This is a genomic window from Gaetbulibacter sp. M235, assembly GCF_043876835.1.
In the GTDB taxonomy this organism is placed as follows: Bacteria; Bacteroidota; Bacteroidia; order Flavobacteriales; family Flavobacteriaceae; genus Yeosuana.
This window is the reverse complement of record NZ_JBAWJZ010000007.1, coordinates 206,280-224,439: the sequence shown is the minus strand read 5'-3', so window position 1 is coordinate 224,439 and position 18,160 is coordinate 206,280. Positions and strand designations below refer to the sequence as shown.

The 18,160-nt window shown below is 31.0% G+C and carries 19 protein-coding genes; 7 read left to right on the top strand and 12 right to left on the bottom strand.

Annotation, left to right across the window (positions count from 1 at the left end; genetic code table 11):
• Positions 1 to 177 precede the first annotated feature (177 nt).
• On the top strand, positions 178 to 666 hold the full coding sequence (locus V8G69_RS12825) for a hypothetical protein (RefSeq protein ID WP_394882415.1): 489 nt from the start codon (positions 178 to 180) through the stop codon (positions 664 to 666).
• An 8-nt stretch (positions 667 to 674) separates the two neighbouring features.
• On the opposite strand, the gene V8G69_RS12820 is transcribed toward V8G69_RS12825, so the two are convergent.
• From V8G69_RS12820 to V8G69_RS12785, 8 genes are all read right to left on the bottom strand, one after another.
• Complete coding sequence (locus V8G69_RS12820; protein ID WP_394882414.1) at positions 675 to 938, bottom strand: DUF6095 family protein; 264 nt, start codon at positions 936 to 938, stop codon at positions 675 to 677.
• On the bottom strand, positions 895 to 1,716 hold the full coding sequence (gene murQ / locus V8G69_RS12815) for an N-acetylmuramic acid 6-phosphate etherase (protein ID WP_394882413.1): 822 nt from the start codon (positions 1,714 to 1,716) through the stop codon (positions 895 to 897). Before murQ ends, V8G69_RS12820 begins: the two co-directional genes overlap by 44 nt.
• Before the next feature lie 111 nt (positions 1,717 to 1,827).
• Positions 1,828 to 4,047 carry an NADP-dependent isocitrate dehydrogenase gene (locus V8G69_RS12810; protein WP_394882412.1) on the bottom strand — a complete coding sequence of 740 codons (2,220 nt, stop codon included), beginning with the start codon at positions 4,045 to 4,047 and terminating at the stop codon, positions 1,828 to 1,830.
• An 860-nt stretch (positions 4,048 to 4,907) separates the two neighbouring features.
• Positions 4,908 to 5,261, bottom strand: coding sequence for a 50S ribosomal protein L19 (gene rplS, locus V8G69_RS12805; protein ID WP_394882411.1), 354 nt, complete (start codon positions 5,259 to 5,261; stop codon positions 4,908 to 4,910).
• 210 nt (positions 5,262 to 5,471) lie between these two features.
• Complete coding sequence (gene trmD / locus V8G69_RS12800) at positions 5,472 to 6,149, bottom strand: tRNA (guanosine(37)-N1)-methyltransferase TrmD (RefSeq protein WP_394882410.1); 678 nt, start codon at positions 6,147 to 6,149, stop codon at positions 5,472 to 5,474.
• Positions 6,150 to 6,320: 171 nt separating this feature from the next.
• A complete protein-coding gene (locus tag V8G69_RS12795) occupies positions 6,321 to 6,956 on the bottom strand; it encodes a tRNA (guanine-N1)-methyltransferase (protein ID WP_394882409.1) in 636 nt (211 codons plus the stop codon).
• A 135-nt stretch (positions 6,957 to 7,091) separates the two neighbouring features.
• The gene (locus tag V8G69_RS12790; RefSeq protein ID WP_394882408.1) at positions 7,092 to 8,540 is read right to left on the bottom strand and encodes a glyceraldehyde-3-phosphate dehydrogenase; all 1,449 of its coding nucleotides are present in this window, start codon (positions 8,538 to 8,540) and stop codon (positions 7,092 to 7,094) included.
• Between the two features lie 142 nt (positions 8,541 to 8,682).
• Positions 8,683 to 10,086 (bottom strand): trypsin-like peptidase domain-containing protein, encoded by a 1,404-nt coding sequence (locus V8G69_RS12785; RefSeq protein WP_394882407.1) that lies wholly within the window; start codon positions 10,084 to 10,086, stop codon positions 8,683 to 8,685.
• Between the two features lie 149 nt (positions 10,087 to 10,235).
• Between V8G69_RS12785 and dapF the strand changes: the two genes are divergently transcribed.
• The 5 genes from dapF (at position 10,236) to V8G69_RS12760 (ending at position 14,261) form a co-directional block, all read left to right on the top strand.
• Positions 10,236 to 11,009 carry a diaminopimelate epimerase gene (dapF, locus tag V8G69_RS12780; protein ID WP_394882406.1) on the top strand — a complete coding sequence of 258 codons (774 nt, stop codon included), beginning with the start codon at positions 10,236 to 10,238 and terminating at the stop codon, positions 11,007 to 11,009.
• A complete protein-coding gene (locus V8G69_RS12775; protein ID WP_394882405.1) occupies positions 11,006 to 11,530 on the top strand; it encodes a GNAT family N-acetyltransferase in 525 nt (174 codons plus the stop codon). The genes dapF and V8G69_RS12775 overlap by 4 nt, the downstream gene beginning before the upstream one ends.
• Complete coding sequence (gene mltG / locus V8G69_RS12770; protein ID WP_394882404.1) at positions 11,531 to 12,574, top strand: endolytic transglycosylase MltG; 1,044 nt, start codon at positions 11,531 to 11,533, stop codon at positions 12,572 to 12,574.
• Positions 12,575 to 12,576: 2 nt separating this feature from the next.
• Positions 12,577 to 13,485 carry a DUF2279 domain-containing protein gene (locus tag V8G69_RS12765; protein WP_394882403.1) on the top strand — a complete coding sequence of 303 codons (909 nt, stop codon included), beginning with the start codon at positions 12,577 to 12,579 and terminating at the stop codon, positions 13,483 to 13,485.
• Positions 13,486 to 13,595: 110 nt separating this feature from the next.
• Complete coding sequence (locus tag V8G69_RS12760) at positions 13,596 to 14,261, top strand: peptidoglycan-binding protein LysM (RefSeq protein WP_394882402.1); 666 nt, start codon at positions 13,596 to 13,598, stop codon at positions 14,259 to 14,261.
• Between the two features lie 8 nt (positions 14,262 to 14,269).
• Here V8G69_RS12760 and V8G69_RS12755 read toward each other — a convergent pair whose 3' ends face one another.
• The 3 genes from V8G69_RS12755 to dnaA form a co-directional block, all read right to left on the bottom strand.
• Entirely contained in the window at positions 14,270 to 14,986 is a 717-nt protein-coding gene (locus V8G69_RS12755; protein ID WP_394882401.1) for an SAM-dependent methyltransferase, read from the bottom strand.
• Between the two features lie 63 nt (positions 14,987 to 15,049).
• Positions 15,050 to 15,502 carry a low molecular weight protein-tyrosine-phosphatase gene (locus V8G69_RS12750; protein ID WP_394882399.1) on the bottom strand — a complete coding sequence of 151 codons (453 nt, stop codon included), beginning with the start codon at positions 15,500 to 15,502 and terminating at the stop codon, positions 15,050 to 15,052.
• Between the two features lie 12 nt (positions 15,503 to 15,514).
• Positions 15,515 to 16,942 carry a chromosomal replication initiator protein DnaA gene (gene dnaA / locus V8G69_RS12745; RefSeq protein WP_394882398.1) on the bottom strand — a complete coding sequence of 476 codons (1,428 nt, stop codon included), beginning with the start codon at positions 16,940 to 16,942 and terminating at the stop codon, positions 15,515 to 15,517.
• Between the two features lie 193 nt (positions 16,943 to 17,135).
• Between dnaA and V8G69_RS12740 the strand changes: the two genes are divergently transcribed.
• Positions 17,136 to 17,546 (top strand): acyl-CoA thioesterase, encoded by a 411-nt coding sequence (locus V8G69_RS12740; protein WP_394882397.1) that lies wholly within the window; start codon positions 17,136 to 17,138, stop codon positions 17,544 to 17,546.
• A gap of 1 nt (position 17,547) precedes the next feature.
• Here V8G69_RS12740 and V8G69_RS12735 read toward each other — a convergent pair whose 3' ends face one another.
• Positions 17,548 to 18,156 (bottom strand): IMPACT family protein, encoded by a 609-nt coding sequence (locus V8G69_RS12735; RefSeq protein ID WP_394882396.1) that lies wholly within the window; start codon positions 18,154 to 18,156, stop codon positions 17,548 to 17,550.
• Positions 18,157 to 18,160 lie beyond the last annotated feature (4 nt).

Below are 18,160 nucleotides of genomic sequence, written 5' to 3'. Positions count from 1 at the left end.
TGCATTTGTGGGAGAGTAGGTCGTTGCCTTTTTTGGAAGCCCTTCATAGAAATATGAAGGGCTTTTTGCTTTTATATAAGTTTATTGTTAAATAAATATTTATTTTTTTTGTAAGCTATTGATTTAGTTTTGACTAATGGTTTTTTGAGTTTATTCTTTTTGATTATATTCGCTTACATGAATGATATTAAACAATCTACTTTAATAGTTTTAAATAAGACGAAGTTTTTATTATCTATTTTAAATGATGAATTATTAAGTAATTCAACAATCCCACCATATAAATCAAGTATAGGTTCTCATATAAGACATATATTAGATTTTTATCATTGTATTCTTAATACAAATTCAGAATCAGAAATTGATTTAACTTTAAGAAGGAGAGATTTGCTGGTTGAAACAAAATGTATTTCAGCAATTGGTTATTATATGGAAATTGTAAATGAGTTAGAAAAAAGCAATTTTGATTTTGATGATTATGTATTTGTGGTTGACGATTTAGGGGTTGGAAAAATTAAAATTAAATATACTTTTGGAGCTTTATTGGCGCAAGCTTATAGCCATACAATTCATCATTATGCTATTATTAATTATATTTTGGATGGATTAAAGATTTCTATTGATGATCCTGATTTTGGCTATAACCCTACAACACCAAAGAAATAATCTGTTAATCACCTTTTTTTAAAGATACTGTCTAATATTGTGTTTATACCTTTAAACGCAAAATAAAGAGCCAGACCACAAACAACTAATGAAATTATAAGAATTGGAATGTAAAGAGGTTTTTCTTTATTTGAAAAAGCTATGTGAATAAGGGAAGGTCCTAAAAACATGCACGCTAATGAAAAAAGCATAGTTTTTATACCTTTTGAAAGAAGATTTTTATCTGTTTTATGCTCTTTCACTTTGATAATTTTGAATAGCCATACGAACATTATTATGTTCTTTTAATAACAGTTCAGCTTCTTGCTCTGTTATTTTTAATTCATTTATAATCATTCGAACACCTCTGTTAACAAGCTTATTATTGCTTAATTGCATATTAACCATTTTATTACCTTTTATATGGCCTAATTGAATCATGGTTGTAGTAGTAATCATATTTAGAACTAGTTTTTGAGCAGTCCCTGCTTTCATTCTTGAACTGCCTGTAACGAATTCAGGACCAACTATAACTTCAATGGGAAATTTTGCTGTTAAGGATAAAGGACTATTCATATTACTAGTAATACAACCTGTAGTAATATTGTTGTCATTACATTTTTTTAAAGCTTCAATAACATATGGAGTAGTGCCAGATGCAGCTATTCCAATAACTACATCATTTTGATTAATATTATAAGATTTTAAATCATTCCAACCAAGCGATGTAGAATCTTCAGCAAACTCTATTGCTTTTCTAATTGCAGAATCGCCACCAGCTATTATACCAATAACCAACTCATGGGATACTCCAAATGTTGGAGGACATTCAGAAGCATCTAAAATACCTAACCTTCCACTTGTTCCTGCTCCTAAATAAAATAATCTACCTCCTTTTTTTAATTGATTTACAGTAACAGCGATTAATTTTTCAATTTGTGGTAGTGCTTTTTCTACTGCTAAAGGGACTATTTTATCTTCATTATTTATATTTATCAATAACTCATTAATACTCATCTTTTCTAGATGATTATAATTGGAATCTTGTTCAGTTGTTTTTATAAAATTCATGTTTTAAAAAATAAACATTTTTGTTTTAAGATAAAAAATGAAGGTTCTGTTTTGTATTTTTATCAATCAGTTTATAGATATAAAAAAGCTCCTTTTATGGAGCTAATTTTATTAAGCAATTCCTTTTAAAATGTCGTTAAATGTTTTACTAGGTCTCATACTTTCATTGACTAACTTTTCATCTGGCAGATAGTAGCCACCAATATTTACAGGAGAACCTTGGGTATCATTTAATTCTTTTAGAATTTTAGATTCATTCTCCTTTAGTGATTTTGCTACTTTGCTAAATGTATCTTTTAATTCTTTATTTTCATTTTGAGCTGCTAAAGCTTCTGCCCAATACATGGTCAAATAAAAATGGCTTCCTCTATTATCCAGTTCTCCTACATTACGTGAAGGAGATTTTTTATTATCTAAAAATTTATCTGTAGCCTGGTCTAATGTTTCAGCAAGAATAAGTGCTTTTTTATTGTTGTTTTTTTCACCTAAGAATTCAAGAGAAACAGCTAATGCTAAAAATTCACCTAACGAATCCCAACGTAAATGACCTTCTTCCAAAAATTGTTCAACATGTTTTGGAGCCGATCCTCCAGCGCCAGTTTCAAATAATCCACCACCATTCATTAATGGAACTATAGATAACATTTTTGCACTTGTTCCAACTTCTAGAATCGGGAATAAATCAGTTAAATAATCTCGTAATACATTTCCGGCAACAGAGATTGTATCTTTTCCTTCTTTTAATCGTTTACAAGTATAAGTTGTAGCTTCTATTGGCGATAATATTTTAATATCTAAACCAGTTGTATCATAGTTTGGTAAATATTTATTTACCTTTTTAATTAATTCTTTGTCATGAGCTCTTTCGCTATCTAACCAAAAAACAGCAGGTGTATTTGTAGCTCTTGCTCTTGCAACAGCAAGTTTTATCCAATCTTGAATTGGTGCATCTTTTGCTTGGCACATTCTCCAAATATCACCAGCTTCAACAGTATGTTCCATTAAAACTTTTCCAGAAGCATCTATGACTTTAACAACACCATCTGCTTTAATCTCAAAAGTTTTATCATGTGAACCATATTCTTCTGCTTTCTGTGCCATAAGGCCAACATTTGGAACAGTACCCATAGCGGTTGGATCGAACGCTCCGTTTTCTTTACAAAAATCGATTGTAGCTTGATAAATTCCAGCATAACTACTATCTGGTATAACAGCTTTGGTATCTTGTAATTTACCTTCAGCATCCCACATTTTCCCAGAAGTACGAATCATAGCCGGCATGGATGCATCAACAATAACATCACTTGGAACGTTAAGATTGGTTATGCCTTTTTCAGTATTTACCATTGCTAAAGCAGGACCATTTTTCAAAACCAATTCAATATCAGCTTCAATTTCATGACGTTTAACTTCAGGTAATTCTTGAATTTTAGCTAATACATTACCAAAACCATTATTGGCATCAACGTTTAAGCTTTTAAAAACAGCAGCGTGTTTTTCAAAAACAGAAGCAAAAAATACTTTAACTGCATATCCAAATATAATTGGGTCTGAAACCTTCATCATGGTAGCTTTCATGTGTAATGAAAACAACACATTTTTTGCTTTAGCATCTGCAACTTGTTCTTTTAAAAACTTCAATAATGCTTTTTTGCTCATTACAGTTGCATCAATAATTTCATCTTTTAGGATAGCTAAATTATTTTTTAAAACTGTTTTTGTTCCATTGGCATCGTAATGTTCAATTGATATTGTTGTTGCTGCTTTAAGAGTTTTTGATTTTTCATTATGAGCAAAATCACCTTCTGTCATGGTGGCAACATGTGTTTTTGAGTCTTTACTCCAAGCTCCCATGCTATGAGGGTTTTTTCTGGCGAAATTTTTAATTGCTTTTGGAGCACGTCTGTCGGAGTTTCCTTCTCTTAAAACCGGATTTACTGCACTTCCTTTTACTTTGTCATAAGCTGCTCTTATAGCATTTTCTTCATCAGTTTTTGGGTCATCTGGATAATCAGGTATTAAAAAACCCTTAGATTGTAATTCTTTTATAGCTCCTTTTAATTGAGGGATTGAGGCGCTAATATTTGGCAATTTTATAATATTGGTATCAGGTTTTTTTGCAAGTTCACCTAACTCTGCAAGATCATCTGATTTTTTTTGGCCTTCTGTTAAATATTCTGGAAAGTTTGATAATATTCTTGCTGTTAGAGAGATGTCTTTAGTTTCAATTGTAATTCCAGAAGATTCTGTAATGGCTTTTACTATTGGTAAAAATGAACGTGTTGCTAAAGCAGGAGCTTCGTCTGTAGTAGTGTAAATAATTTTTGACATTTTTGTCTCTCTATTTTAATTAATAAACTATTAAGGGAATTTATAAATAAATCGATTTTTTTTTGCTTTGCGAATATACAAAATTTGCCTTTTTAAAAGGGTTTATTAGTGAATGAAGTTAAATAAATGTATGTATTTTACGAAATTTAAGAAAAGTTTAAAAAACTTCAGAATATCCAAAAAAAAAGTAGAATTTTTTATAAAAAACAAAAGCCATATCACTGTAGAATTTAATCTACTTTGACATGGCTTTCTTTGAAATAACCTTACGTGACCTATTTAACATTTCTGCTAAATCAATTTAAACTTTCGTCTAAATCTTTTCAATTCAAGTTTTGTTATTTCAATGAAACATTTCGTGATGTAATTTTCAATATGCATTGACCTATTACCAAAATGCTTCAGTTTAACTGTTTTTTTTGATGCTGCTAATTTTCCTTTCGCTTTCACGTTAGGTTAACTCCTAGCATTGCTTTTATTTTAACTTTCACTTTCGATCCGGTTAACTTTCAAAGCTTTCAACCGCACTAGTAGCCAGCTACTTTCGTGTCTGGGACTTTTTACAGTGTCATGATTTTCTGCTCACAAACGCTTACACGTTGTACATCAAATCTCAAAAAACAATTATTTATAAAGAACGTTACTTCATATCGAATTTAATATTAATCCACTTTTGAAATGAAAACAACTAATGCTGTTATTAAATTCTTTTGCTAAGATAAATCAACAATTCAAAAAAACAAATTTTATAAGGTATTAGATATCAACTTTTTATAAACTGAACTTATTAACAATTGTTAATAAAAAAAGCCTTGAAATTTTCAAGGCTTTTTATTGGTTTGTCAAAGTAGAAAAAACTTTTAGTAGTGTCTTTTTTCTTTGATTCTTGCTTTTTTACCAGTAAGATCTCTAAAGTAGAAAATACGTGCTCTACGTACTTTACCTCTTTTGTTCACTTCAATTTTTTGTAAAGCTGGTAAGTTAACTGGGAAGATACGCTCTACACCAATAGTTCCAGACATTTTTCTGATTGTGAAAGTCTCAGTAGATCCTGATCCTCTTCTTTGAATTACAACACCTCTGAAAAACTGAGTACGCACTTTTTCGCCTTCTCTAATTTCATAGTACACTGTAATTGTATCTCCAGCTCCAAACTCTGGAAAGTCTTTTTTTGCTACAAATTCGTCTTGTACAAATTTTACTAAAGATTCCATATCTTTAAATTTAAATGGTTGATTCAGAACAACATTCACGATTTTCGCCAGAGGTTAACCCGAAATTGGGTGCAAAGATAATTAATAAATGCTAATCCACAATTATTAATTTAATTTTTATGGTGTTTCCTTTTGCATTGCAAAAGGTCAGGCCATCCGCTTTATCTTTTGTTTCACAAAAGGATACCGCACCGCTGCTATTCTTAACACTTAATCATCCAACAAATCAGGCCTGCGTTCTTTGGTGCGTCGATAAGCCTGTTCTTCGCGCCATTTTTCAATCTCTGGGAAATTACCACTAAATAATAGCTCAGGTACTTTCATGCCTTTATACTCTCTGGGTTTGGTGTATATAGGTGGTGCTAATAAATTATCTTGAAAGGAATCCGTTAAGGCAGATGTTTCATTGCCTAACACACCAGGAATCAATCTTATGATAGCATCGCAAAGCACGGCTGCTGCCAATTCACCACCAGATAGCACATAATCACCGATTGAAATTTCTCGGGTTATAAAATGGTCACGTACTCGCTGATCAACACCTTTATAATGACCACAAAGAATTATAATATTTTCTTTTAATGAAATTTGGTTTGCAATGCTTTGTTTTAAGGTTTCCCCATCTGGAGTCATGTAAATGACTTCATCATAATTGCGTTCTGATTTTAATGCAGAAATACATTTATCAATAGGCTCGATCATCATTACCATGCCTGCACCTCCACCAAACTGGGTATCATCAACAGATTTATAATTATCAGAAGTAAAATCACGCAAGTTGTGAAAGTATACTTCTACCAAATTAGCTTCAATGGCACGTTTTAAAATAGAAGCTTCAAACGGGCTTTTAAGTAATTCAGGTAAAACGGTAATAATATCTATGCGCATGATGATTTACTAGACTACAAAGATAAATGAATTGTTTGGTTTTGCTAAGACTTTTTGAAGCGACATATAAAAGTTGGTAAAAATTCTTATAAAGCAATACCCCTTAATCTTTTGTAAACAAAAAATCCGCAAATTTACTTGCGGATTTTAAATATTTTATATCATTAAAAATCATTTATTTCCTTTTGTTACTTTTTGTTTGTTTATTTCATCTTGTAATTGGCGTCTTACTTTTTGCTCGCGTTCTAGTGCTGTTTTACGGTGTTCTTCAAATTCTTCCTCAATTTCAGAAAGCGCTTGTTTAGCATCTTTAGTAATGATATTGCTGTTTTTAAATTTATATATGAAGAATAATAGAAATCCTAATAACCCAGCAATAATAATCCACATTAGTATATTATAACCAGCTTTACTCATTTGTAAACCAAATAATGACATGCTGTCTTTTTCAGATTTGGTTTTATCCAAATCGCTTTCTGTATTTGTAAGGTTGGTTTTTAAATCGGCTATTTCATTTGCTTGGGTTTTAACGATAGCTTGTGTATCTGTTAAATCTTTATGTAGTGTTTTTAATGAATCAATAACGTGAGACTTTAAAGTTAGAAGCATATTAAGTTTTACAGCTTCATACATTTCACCGTTTGTACCTTTAAAATTACCAGATTTTTTAAGAAGATATTCAAATTGATTATTAATAGTGCCACTATCTAATGAAAGAGTTTCTTCTTCTTGAGTTGTTTGTGCATAAGACGTTAGTGTACAAACTGAAAAAAGAACAATAACGGCTAATGATTTTATGTAATTCATGTTAGAATTGGTTAAGTTAAACTATTTGTTTACGAAGTTAAAAAATAATGTTTAGTATTATTCTTTAAATTTAACAAAAAGCCTCATTTATTGAGGCTTAAATATATACGAAATAATTAAAATTTTGGATGATTATTAATAATATGTATAACGTCTAACTTTTGAAATATATTTTGCAAGTCTTATAACTTGATGGCTATAACCATATTCATTATCATACCAAATGTATAAAACAATGTTTTTGCCATCTGCTCTTACAATGGTTGCCTTACTATCGTAAATAGATGGTGCAGAGCTGCCTATAATATCACTGGATACTAATTCGTCACTCAATTCATATTTTATTTGTTCTACTAAATCACCTTCAAGAGCATACTTTTTTAATATGGTATTAATTCCAGAAATGGATGTGCTGTTCTCTAATTCTAAATTTAAAATGGCTAATGAACCATTTGGAACAGGAACCCGAATGGCGTTTGATGTTAATTTGCCTTCTAAACTAGGTAAAGCTTTTGCAACGGCGCTTCCAGCACCAGTTTCAGTAATAACCATATTTAAACCAGCGGCACGACCACGACGATATTTTTTGTGGTAATTATCTACTAAATTCTGATCGTTGGTATAGGCGTGAATGGTTTCTAAATGTCCACTTTTTACTCCAAAAGAATCTTCAATGGCTTTTAGAATAGGGGTGATGGCATTAGTTGTGCATGATGCTGCCGAAAAAATATTCACAGCATCAGGATTATACTCCAAATGATTAACACCATGAACAATGTTGGGTACCCCTTTTCCTGGAGCAGTGAGCAATACTTTATCGACACCTTTTGATTTTAAATGACGACTTAAAGCCTCTTTATCTCTAAATGCACCTGTGTTGTCAATAACCAATGCATTGGTTATATCATAAAGTGTATAATCGATATCTTCAGGTTGATTGGCTGATATTATATGAACTGTAGTACCATTAATTATTAAAGCATTTTTTTTAGAATCTACTGAAACTGTCCCTGAAAAATCACCGTGTACGGAATCATTTCGTAACAAGGCAGCTCTTTTTTCAAGGGTTACTTCATCTGAATTTCCACGGATTACAATGGCACGCAGGCGTAACTGACTTCCTTTTCCTGTTCGAGCCATTAATTCGCGGGCTACTAATCTTCCAATTCTTCCAAAACCATATAAAATGACGTCTTTAGGTTGGATTTCAGCATTTTTATTTGCGTCTTTCAGTTTTCTGGCAACAAATGCTGTTGCATTTGTGTATTTACCGCTTTCTAAATGAAATTCATAAGTAAGTTTGCCAATATCTAATTTTGCAGGTGGGATATCAAGAGTTTTAATGGCTTGAGCAATTTCAACAGAATCGAATATTGAAATGGGCTTTTGAACAAATTTGCCTGCGTATTCATGCAGGTTGATAATCTGGCTTACGTTTCTATCGATTAATTGATTTCTAAAAATTACCAATTCAATAGATCTGTCATACCAAAGATCGCTTACGATTTTAATAAATTCTACAGTTGCCTTTCGTCTGTCTGATTGAAAAATTAGTTCTTTTTCATAAGTTTCGTTAAAACTCATAATACAAAATAGTTTAGTTTGTTTTTTTTAAATTTTTGCAAAAATACTATATTTCAAACGTTTTCGTAGAGTGTTTGATCAAAAAATAAACCTCTTTAAAATTAATTAAAGAGGTTTAAATTGATAAAATTTATACAGTTATTTATCTAAAGTTGTAGCGTTCCTTTTCGCCGTTTGTATTTATAAGTTCGATTCTTAAAGATTCATAAGAAGACTTGTCTTTTAGAATATTTTGAGCATCCTCAATGGTTTTTATTTTAACATCGTTAATTGATGTTATTATGGAACCTTCTTCAACACCATTATTTCTCCAATAATCAGCATATTTAGTGTCAAGCTGAACAATTTTAATACCATTTGTAGCTTTTACTTTCTTAAGGTCTTCTGGTTTGGTATTTTTTACTTGCCCAACAAGAGGTAAACTTATTGTGTTGTTTTTAAATAATGTTACATCAATTGTTTTTAGTGAACCATCTCTAGAAATAGTTAAATGAACAACATCATTTGGTCTTTTAGCACTTAAATGCCCTGTTAAATCTGAGAATTTGGTTACCTTAATATTATCAATCTCTTTAATGATATCACCTTTATGGATGCCAGCTTTTTCGGCACCGGAATCTTCAACCACACTATCAACATAAACACCCTCGGTATCATTAATACCAATTTTTTCTGCAAAACCACTATTTAAAGCACCTCCACTAATTCCTAAAATTCCATTTTGAACATTGCCATATTCCATAATGTCTTCTATAACTTTTCTGGCAATATTACTTGGAACAGCAAAAGAATATCCAATATATGATCCTGTTTGAGATGAAATGGCAGTATTAATACCTATAAGTTCTCCATTGGTATTTATTAAAGCACCACCAGAGTTTCCAGGGTTTACGGCAGCATCTGTTTGGATAAAAGATTGTGTGTTACTTCCAGATAAATCTCTTGATTTGGCACTTATTATACCCGCAGTTACAGTAGAAGTTAAATTAAACGGATTTCCAACAGCTAAAACCCATTCACCAATTTTAACCTGATCTGAATCACCAAAAGTAGCATAAGGTAATTTTTCATCGGCTTCAATTTTTAAAAGTGCGATATCTGTTTTTGGGTCGGAACCCACAATTTTTGCTGGATACGTTTTGTTGCTGTTTAAAGTAACCGATAGTTCTTGTGAATTATCAATAACATGATTGTTGGTTACAATATACCCATCAGCAGTAATAATCACTCCAGAACCAGTTCCTATTTGAGCACGTTGTTGACGTCTGCCATAAAACAGATCTTCTAAGGTCATTTCTCCAGAGCTTACGGCTAAGTTTTTAACATGCACTACCGTATTTATGCTATTTTCAGCAGCAGTTGTTAAATCTGGCATCTCGTAATTATTTTTTAAATTACTTACATTATTTGTCGTCAGAAAGTTTGGCTGCGTTTCTGCAGTAGTTAAAACAATATTTTTATTTTCCTCTAAAAATAATTTGTAAGCACCTAGAGTTACAAGTCCACCTATTGCCGATACAAATACTAATGTTAAAATCTTCTTCATAATTTTCAATTTAGGTTTTAAATGAATAACGATTAAAATTAAATATTTATTGAATGGGTTATTTTCTTTTAACGATTTTTAACGTCGGTTTTAACGACTATTTAACAACTTAAAAAAACGATTTAATATTTATATATTTGTGGCTAATTATGCAACAGACATTTTATAAATATCAGGGAACAGGAAATGATTTTGTGATGATTGATAATCGTCAGGAAACATTTGATAAAAGCGATACCAAACATATTGCCTTTTTGTGCGACAGGCGTTTTGGTATAGGTGCAGATGGACTTATTTTGCTTGAAAACCATAAGGATTTTGATTTTAAAATGGTTTATTACAATGCCGATGGAAACGAAAGTTCTATGTGTGGAAATGGTGGACGCTGTTTGGTGGCTTTTGCAAAACAATTGGGAATTATCAATGACAAAGCCACTTTTGAAGCAATTGATGGTTTGCACCATGCTGAAATAGAAAGTGGTATTGTAAAACTGCAAATGCAAGATGTAACAACCATTGAAAAACATCCAAAGCATGTGTTTTTAAATACAGGTTCGCCTCATCATGTGCAATTTGAAGAACAGATTGAAAGTTTTGACATAAAAAACCTAGGAGCTAAAATTCGTTACGGATCACCTTATAATGAGGCAGGAAGCAATGTGAATTTTGTAAAGAAAATATCTGAAACAACTTTTGCAGTGAGAACTTACGAACGTGGTGTAGAAGATGAAACATTATCTTGCGGAACAGGTGTTACAGCAGTTGCTCTTGCTATGAATTATCTTGGAGAAACCAGTAAAAATTTGGTAACATTACAAACTCAAGGAGGTGATTTAAATGTATCATTTGAAAAAGATGGAAATTCATATAAAAATGTTTGGTTAATTGGACCTGCCAAGTTTGTTTATAAAGGCAATATATGATTACACTAAAAGGTAAAAACATCTATTTGCGTGCTTTAGAACCAGAAGATTTAGAGTTTATTCATACTATTGAAAATGATGAATCGCTTTGGGAACTAAGTAATACCATAATGCCTTATTCTAAATTTTTAATAAAGCAATATTTAGAACATTCACACAAAGATATTTTTGAAGTTAAACAATTGCGTTTGGTTATATCAAATTATAGTGATAAACCATTGGGAATGATTGATTTGTTTGATTTTGACTTTAAAAATGGTAGAGCAGGAGTAGGTATTTTGGTTAAAGATATTATCGATCGACAATCAGGTTACGGTAGCGAAGCATTGCAATTATTAATTAATTATAGTTTTACACATTTAGGTTTGCACCAATTATATTGTAATATTTCTGAAGAAAATCAAGCGAGTATCAAATTGTTCTCTAGTAAAGGTTTTCAAAAAATCGGACTTAAAGAAGATTGGAACTATGTTAATGGAGATTTTAAAAATGAATACTTATTTCAGTTATTAAATAAATAAATGTATATCAAAAAAATTCTTACAGCAATTGCACTTTTGGGTTTAGTCGTAGCTGCATATTTTGCTTATTTTATATATAATGCCATGTTTAAGCCTAATACTGCATTTAATAATGACAGCGCTTATATTTATATTCCTACTAATGCAACTTATGAAAATGTTAGAGAACAGCTTTTACCACTTTTAAAAGACATTGATAAATTTGATGCCCTAGCAAACCAAAAAAAATATGTTTCTAACATAAAAGCAGGACGATACATTATAAAAAAAGGAATGAATAATAACGATATTATAAATTCTATAAGAAGTAATAATATCCCAATTAAAATATCCTTTAACAACCAGGAAACCATAGAAAAGCTTGCAGGACGTATTGGTTCGCAAATTGAAGCAGATAGTTTGCAATTAGTTCAAGCTATGTTTGATGAATCTTTTTTAAGTAAAAACAATTTCAATAAAGCTACCGCTTTAGGTATGTACATTCCTAATAGTTATGAGTTTTTCTGGAATACATCCGCAGATCAATTTAGAGATCGTATGCTAAAAGAGTTTAAACGTTTCTGGACTGATGCAAGATTAGAGAAGGCAAAATCCATTAATCTTAGCCCTTCTGAAGTTATCGCATTAGCCTCAATAGTTTATGAAGAATCTAAAAAAGCAGATGAACAACCCATTATCGCAGGAGTATATTTAAACAGATTAAAAGTTGGAATGCCACTACAAGCAGATCCTACTATTAAATTTGCTGCTTATCAATTACCTGAGAATAAAAATACTGTTATTAAAAGGGTCTTAAATATTCATAAAGAAATTGATTCTCCATATAATACGTATAAATATGCAGGATTGCCACCTGGACTTATTACTATGCCAGACGTTTCAGCCATTGATGCCGTTTTAAATTATCAAAAACACGGGTATTATTATTTTGCTGCTGATGCAAATAAATTAGGATACCATAAGTTTGCTAAAACTTTAGCACAGCATAATGTTAATGCAAGGGAATACCAAAGGTATCTATCAACTCAAGGTATAAGAAAATAGGTTTGAAAGTTAGATTTAAATATTTTTCATTCTTATTTATTCTAACGGTATTTTCTTATTCACAATCAAAGGTTGATTCATTCTTAACACCAAGCGATACTTTAAATAAACCAAGGCGAAATGCTTTGTTAATATCAGAGGCATCACTTGCTGGAGTCACACTCATTAGTTTAAACCAATTGTGGTATGCCGATTATGATAGATCTAAATTCCACACAATAAATGACAATAGTGAGTGGATGCAAATGGATAAATTTGGCCATCTTTTTTCTTCATACCAATTAGGAAGATTTGGGGCAGATGCACTCAATTGGAGTGGTGTAAGCAAAAAAAATCAGCTTATTTATGGTTCTACCTTAGGTTTTGGTTTTCTAACTACTGTTGAAGTTTTTGATGGTTTTTCAAAAGAATGGGGTTTTTCTTGGGGTGATATATTGGCAAATGGGTTAGGTACAAGTTTGTATGTTGGTCAAGAATTATTGTGGGATGAACAACGTATTTCTGTAAAGTTTTCATTTCATCAAACAAAATATGCACCACAAAGCCCAGATAAACTAGGAAAAAGTTTTCAAGAGCAACTTTTGAAGGACTATAATGGCCAAACATATTGGTTAAGTGCAAATCTTCACTCTTTTTTTAAGGAAAGTAAATTACCAAAATGGATCAATATTGCCTTTGGTTACGGGGCAAACGGCATGTTAAATGGAAGTAAAGATATTGACAATCAGTTGTTAACAAATAGTGATAGATACCATCAATATTATTTAAGTTTTGATGTAAATTTGGAAAACATCAAAACAGATTCACATTTTTTGAGAACTATTTTGAGTGTTTTTAATAGCATTAAAGTACCATTTCCTACCCTAGAATTAAGCAAAAAAAGGTGTGTATTTCATCTATTGTACTATTAAAAAATACACATAATCGATTAATTTTGAATTAATTAAAAAAATGTCTAATTTTGCACGCTGAAATTTTCAGGCATTTTTTTGTTAAAATATGCTGAAGAAATTTAAACATTATGAAAAAAAATATTGCAAGTTATTTAATAGTATCACTTACAATATGCATTTTATTGTATGTTTCGCTTTCATCAAATAAAGCGATTGATTCAAGCAAGTACTCTACGGCAGGTTTAGTGTTAAATTACACGGTAAGCCAAGATGCAGGAACTAAAACTAGTGACTTAGCATTGTTGAACGCAAACAAATCATATTCACCTTTTTTGGGGAAATCATTTGTAGGATTTAAAGAAGCTTTAGCTTTTAAAGAGTCTCGAGGAGATTATTTTACGGTAAATACTTTAGGTTATTTAGGTAAATATCAATTTGGGAAAGCTACCTTAAAGTTAATTGGAATTCATGATTCTGAAGAATTTTTGAAAGATCCTGAACTTCAAGAGCGTGCTTTTATAGCAAATGCAGAGCGTAATAAGTGGATTTTAAGACGAGACATTAAAAATTTTGTTGGTAAGAAAATCAATGGAATTGCAATTACAGAATCTGGTATTTTAGCAGCGGCTCATTTAGCTGGTGCAGGTAGCGTGAAGGATTATTTAAGAAGTTATGGAACTGAAAATTTTGAAGATGCTTATGGTACGACCATTGAGTATTACATGAAAAAGTTTTCTGGTTATGATACGTCTTTCTTGAAGCCAAATAAAAACGCAAAAGCGACTTCAGTTTAAAAAAACAGTTAGTTTTTATGAATAATAAATATTGTAGGTCTTTTATGAAGGTCTACAATATTTTTTTTCCATGAATTTACAGTTTGGGTTTTGATAAATTCTGTTGACAAAGTAATATCACATGCGACACAGATTAATGTGTTAGCATCTAATGTATTGCATAAATCTTCAAGCAATTTGTTGTTTCTGTAAGGAGTTTCTATAAAAATTTGAGATTGATTTTGATCAGAAGAAATTCTTTCTAAATGTTTAATTTCTTTTTTTCTTTCATCTTTATCAATTGGCAAGTAGCCATTAAAAGCAAAACTTTGCCCATTCATACCGGAACTCATAAGAGCCATCAAAATGGAAGAAGGACCAACTAAAGGAACAACTTTTATGTTTTTTTGATGAGCAATTTTAACAATATCAGCTCCAGGATCAGCAACTCCCGGGCAGCCAGCTTCAGATAATAGACCAATATTAGTGCCTTTCAAGCAAGGCTCTAAATATTCAGGTAATAAACTTTTATCTGTAAATTTATTAAGCGGAAAAAGTTTTAAAGTAGCTTGTACTTTTTTAGGGTTAATTTTTTTTATAAAATGTCTTGCTGTTTTTTCATTTTCAACAATATAGACATCAGTTTCTTCTATAATTTTTTTTACTGAAATCGGAAGAACTTCCAAAGGCTCATTATCGCCTAAAGTGGTTGGTATAAGATAAAGTTTTCCTTTTCCAGTATTCATAAGATGTTTTTATTTTTAAGAATTTAGAGTTTAAAAGTACTAAATATTTAGCAGAAGAATATTTTAAACCAACGAATCGGCAATAATAGTACACGCCTCATCTAGCATTTTATAAACATTTTCAAAGCCTTGTTCACCACCATAATAAGGATCTGGTACGTCATAGTTTCGATTGGGATAAACTTCGTTTAAAATAAATTTTACCTTATTTTTATCAGTTTCGTTTCTAGCTATTGAAATAACATTTTGATAATTGGATTCATCCATGACATATATGTAATCAAAGGCATCAAAGTCTTTAATGTTAAATTGTCTGCCTTTTAAATTAGAAATATCAATCCCATACTTTTTGCCAACAGCAATTGACCTTCTATCTGGTTGGCTACCCACATGATAATTGGCTGTTCCTGCCGAATCCACTATAAATTTATTGCTAGGTAGTTTTGATTTTAGAATGCCTTCAGCTAAGGGAGATCGACAAATGTTCCCTAAGCATACCATTAAAATTTTAATCATTACAAAAAAGATTTAAACAGATAGTTTTTTACTTATATCTTCAACATACTTTCTGAATTGCTTGTCGGTTGAAGTTAAATTGTCTACTGTTTTACAAGCGTGAAGTACGGTTGCATGATCTCTTTTTCCTATTTGGGAACCAATACTAGCTAATGATGCTTTTGTGAATTTTTTTGCAAAAAACATAGCTAATTGTCTGGCTTGTACAATATGGCGTTTTCTGGTTTTAGATTGTAACGTATCAATATCCATTTGGAAATAATCTGAAACCACTTTTTGGATATAGTCTATTGAAACCTCACGTTTTGTGTTTTTTACAAACTTTTCAACTATTTGTCTAGCAAGGTCAAGCGTAATTTCTTTTTTATTGAATGAAGATTGAGCTATTAATGAAATGATAGCACCTTCAAGTTCTCTAACATTACTTTTAATGTTTTTTGCAACAAATTCAATAATATCATCAGGCATTTCCACACCATCACGATATAATTTGTTTTTCAAAATAGAAACTCTTGTTTCAAAATCTGGATTTTGCAATTCAGCTGATAGTCCCCATTTAAAACGAGATAATAATCGTTGTTCTATATCTTGCATATCAACAGGTGCCTTGTCACTTGTTAAAATAACCTGTTTACCGTTTTGGTGTAAGTGGTTGAAAATATGGAAAAATACATCTTGTGTTCCAGATTTCCCTGAAAGAAACTGGACATCGTCAATAATTAGAACATCTATTATTTGGTAAAAATGAATAAAATCATTTCTGTTATTTTTCTTTACAGAATCAATGTATTGTTGAGTAAATTTTTCAGCAGAAATATATAAAACCGTTTTTTCAGGATATTTATCTTTAATATCAACACCAATAGCATGCGCTAAATGAGTTTTTCCAAGACCAACTCCACCAAAAATCAATAATGGATTGAATGAAGTTCCGCCTGGTTTCGAAGCCACAGCTAAACCAGCACTTCTGGCTAAACGGTTTGAATCACCTTCTAAAAAATTTTCAAAACTATAATTTGGATTTAGTTGAGACTCAATTTTTACATTACGAATTCCTGGAATAACAAAAGGATTCCTTAATTCTGGATTTTTGTTATTAAGAGGTATATCTACTTCTTGAGATTTAACCGCAGTTCGATTAGAACTTGGTATCTTTTCTGTAAATGGTTGTTTATTGCCGTACGTGTTTTCCATTTTAATGATGTAAACAAGTTTAGCCTTTTCGCCTAACTCTTTTGTTAATGATACCTTTAGAATTTTCACATAATGCTCTTCAAGCCATTCATAAAAGAATTTACTAGGTACTTGAATGCTTAATGCGTTATCTGCAAGCTTAACTGCTATAATTGGTTCAAACCAAGTTTTATATGCTTGCGGTTGTATATTATCCTTTATAAATTCTAGACAATTATTCCATACCGATTGCGCAGTTATACTCATTAATTTTGTTTTATGGTTTGTTAGTTAGTTATTAAACAGAGAAGTAAATTCTCAATCCCATTAGTGTGACAAATATGTGAACAAAATTCTTAAAAAAAAAATCATTTGCTATTGAATATTAAGAAAAAAATCCTCATGTTTATCAACTATCCGAAAGTACAATTTTTTTTTTAAAATACTTATATATTATTCGATGAAAAACCAATTAAAATTTGATGAAATACAAATTAGAGTTCGTTACGGTGAAACAGATCAAATGGGGGTAGTTCATCATGGAAATTACGCATTATATCTAGAGATGGGACGTATTGAATGGTTGAGAAAATTGGGGATTTCTTATAAAAAAATGGAAGATAGCGGTATTAAACTTCCTGTTGTTTCAATGATGTTAAACTTTAAAAAACCAGCATGTTATGATGATGTAATTAATGTGAAAACTCAACTAAAAAACAGGCCTACAGCTAAGATAGAATTTGAATATGAAATCACGGATGAAGCAGGGGAAATCATTGCTACGGCTAGTGTTATTTTAGCGTTTGTTGACATGAAAACAAATAGGCCGGTTAGGGCGCCTCAATACATTTTAGACGTTATTGAGAATTAATTTAAATTATCTTAATTGATACTTCAAAGACATTATTAAACGTTTCAAAGATCAAATTGGAATCTTTTTTTCTTACAGAAATAGTTATCTGACAATTTAATTCTAACTTCTGATTTATAACCTCTAAATTTTTCTCTTTTATAATGCGCATTACCTTATTCATGTTTTTGTAATCAAAAGTAATTAGGTAATCAATGTTAATGGTTTTTTCTACGATAGAGGTATTCTCTAGAACTAGTTGAGCAGTAGTTTTGTAGGCATTTATCAATCCGCCAACGCCTAATTTAATTCCTCCAAAGTATCTAACCACCACAATTAAAATATTAGTAACTTCAAACGATTGTATTTGCCCGTAAATAGGCATGCCTGCAGTATTGTTAGGTTCGCCGTCATCATTTGCTCTAAATGAAATTGTATCAGTTCCTATTTGATACGCATAACACCAATGTCTTGCCGAATGATGCTTTTTTTTAAGGTCGATTAAATGGTCTTTTACCTCGTCTTCATTTAATACTGGAAAAGCATATCCAAAAAACTTACTGTTTTTGTCTTTAAACAAAATTTCTTCTGAAGGGTTTTCAATAGTTTTATATGTGTCTTTTTCGGTCAAACCT

Excerpts from the sequence above, each read along its gene's own strand:
- V8G69_RS12790 (WP_394882408.1), bottom strand. The coding sequence starts at position 8,540 with ATGAGTTTTAACGAAACTTATGAAAAAGAACTAATTTTTCAATCAGAC.
- dapF (WP_394882406.1), top strand. The coding sequence starts at position 10,236 with ATGCAACAGACATTTTATAAATATCAGGGAACAGGAAATGATTTTGTG.
- V8G69_RS12750 (WP_394882399.1), bottom strand. The coding sequence starts at position 15,502 with ATGATTAAAATTTTAATGGTATGCTTAGGGAACATTTGTCGATCTCCC.
- V8G69_RS12785 (WP_394882407.1), bottom strand. The coding sequence starts at position 10,086 with ATGAAGAAGATTTTAACATTAGTATTTGTATCGGCAATAGGTGGACTT.
- V8G69_RS12775 (WP_394882405.1), top strand. The coding sequence starts at position 11,006 with ATGATTACACTAAAAGGTAAAAACATCTATTTGCGTGCTTTAGAACCA.
- mltG (WP_394882404.1), top strand. The coding sequence starts at position 11,531 with ATGTATATCAAAAAAATTCTTACAGCAATTGCACTTTTGGGTTTAGTC.
- V8G69_RS12740 (WP_394882397.1), top strand. The coding sequence starts at position 17,136 with ATGAAAAACCAATTAAAATTTGATGAAATACAAATTAGAGTTCGTTAC.
- V8G69_RS12760 (WP_394882402.1), top strand. The coding sequence starts at position 13,596 with ATGAAAAAAAATATTGCAAGTTATTTAATAGTATCACTTACAATATGC.
- murQ (WP_394882413.1), bottom strand. The coding sequence starts at position 1,716 with ATGAATTTTATAAAAACAACTGAACAAGATTCCAATTATAATCATCTA.
- V8G69_RS12795 (WP_394882409.1), bottom strand. The coding sequence starts at position 6,956 with ATGAATTACATAAAATCATTAGCCGTTATTGTTCTTTTTTCAGTTTGT.
- V8G69_RS12820 (WP_394882414.1), bottom strand. The coding sequence starts at position 938 with ATGTTCGTATGGCTATTCAAAATTATCAAAGTGAAAGAGCATAAAACA.
- trmD (WP_394882410.1), bottom strand. The coding sequence starts at position 6,149 with ATGCGCATAGATATTATTACCGTTTTACCTGAATTACTTAAAAGCCCG.
- V8G69_RS12825 (WP_394882415.1), top strand. The coding sequence starts at position 178 with ATGAATGATATTAAACAATCTACTTTAATAGTTTTAAATAAGACGAAG.
- V8G69_RS12755 (WP_394882401.1), bottom strand. The coding sequence starts at position 14,986 with ATGAATACTGGAAAAGGAAAACTTTATCTTATACCAACCACTTTAGGC.
- dnaA (WP_394882398.1), bottom strand. The coding sequence starts at position 16,942 with ATGAGTATAACTGCGCAATCGGTATGGAATAATTGTCTAGAATTTATA.
- rplS (WP_394882411.1), bottom strand. The coding sequence starts at position 5,261 with ATGGAATCTTTAGTAAAATTTGTACAAGACGAATTTGTAGCAAAAAAA.
- V8G69_RS12810 (WP_394882412.1), bottom strand. The coding sequence starts at position 4,047 with ATGTCAAAAATTATTTACACTACTACAGACGAAGCTCCTGCTTTAGCA.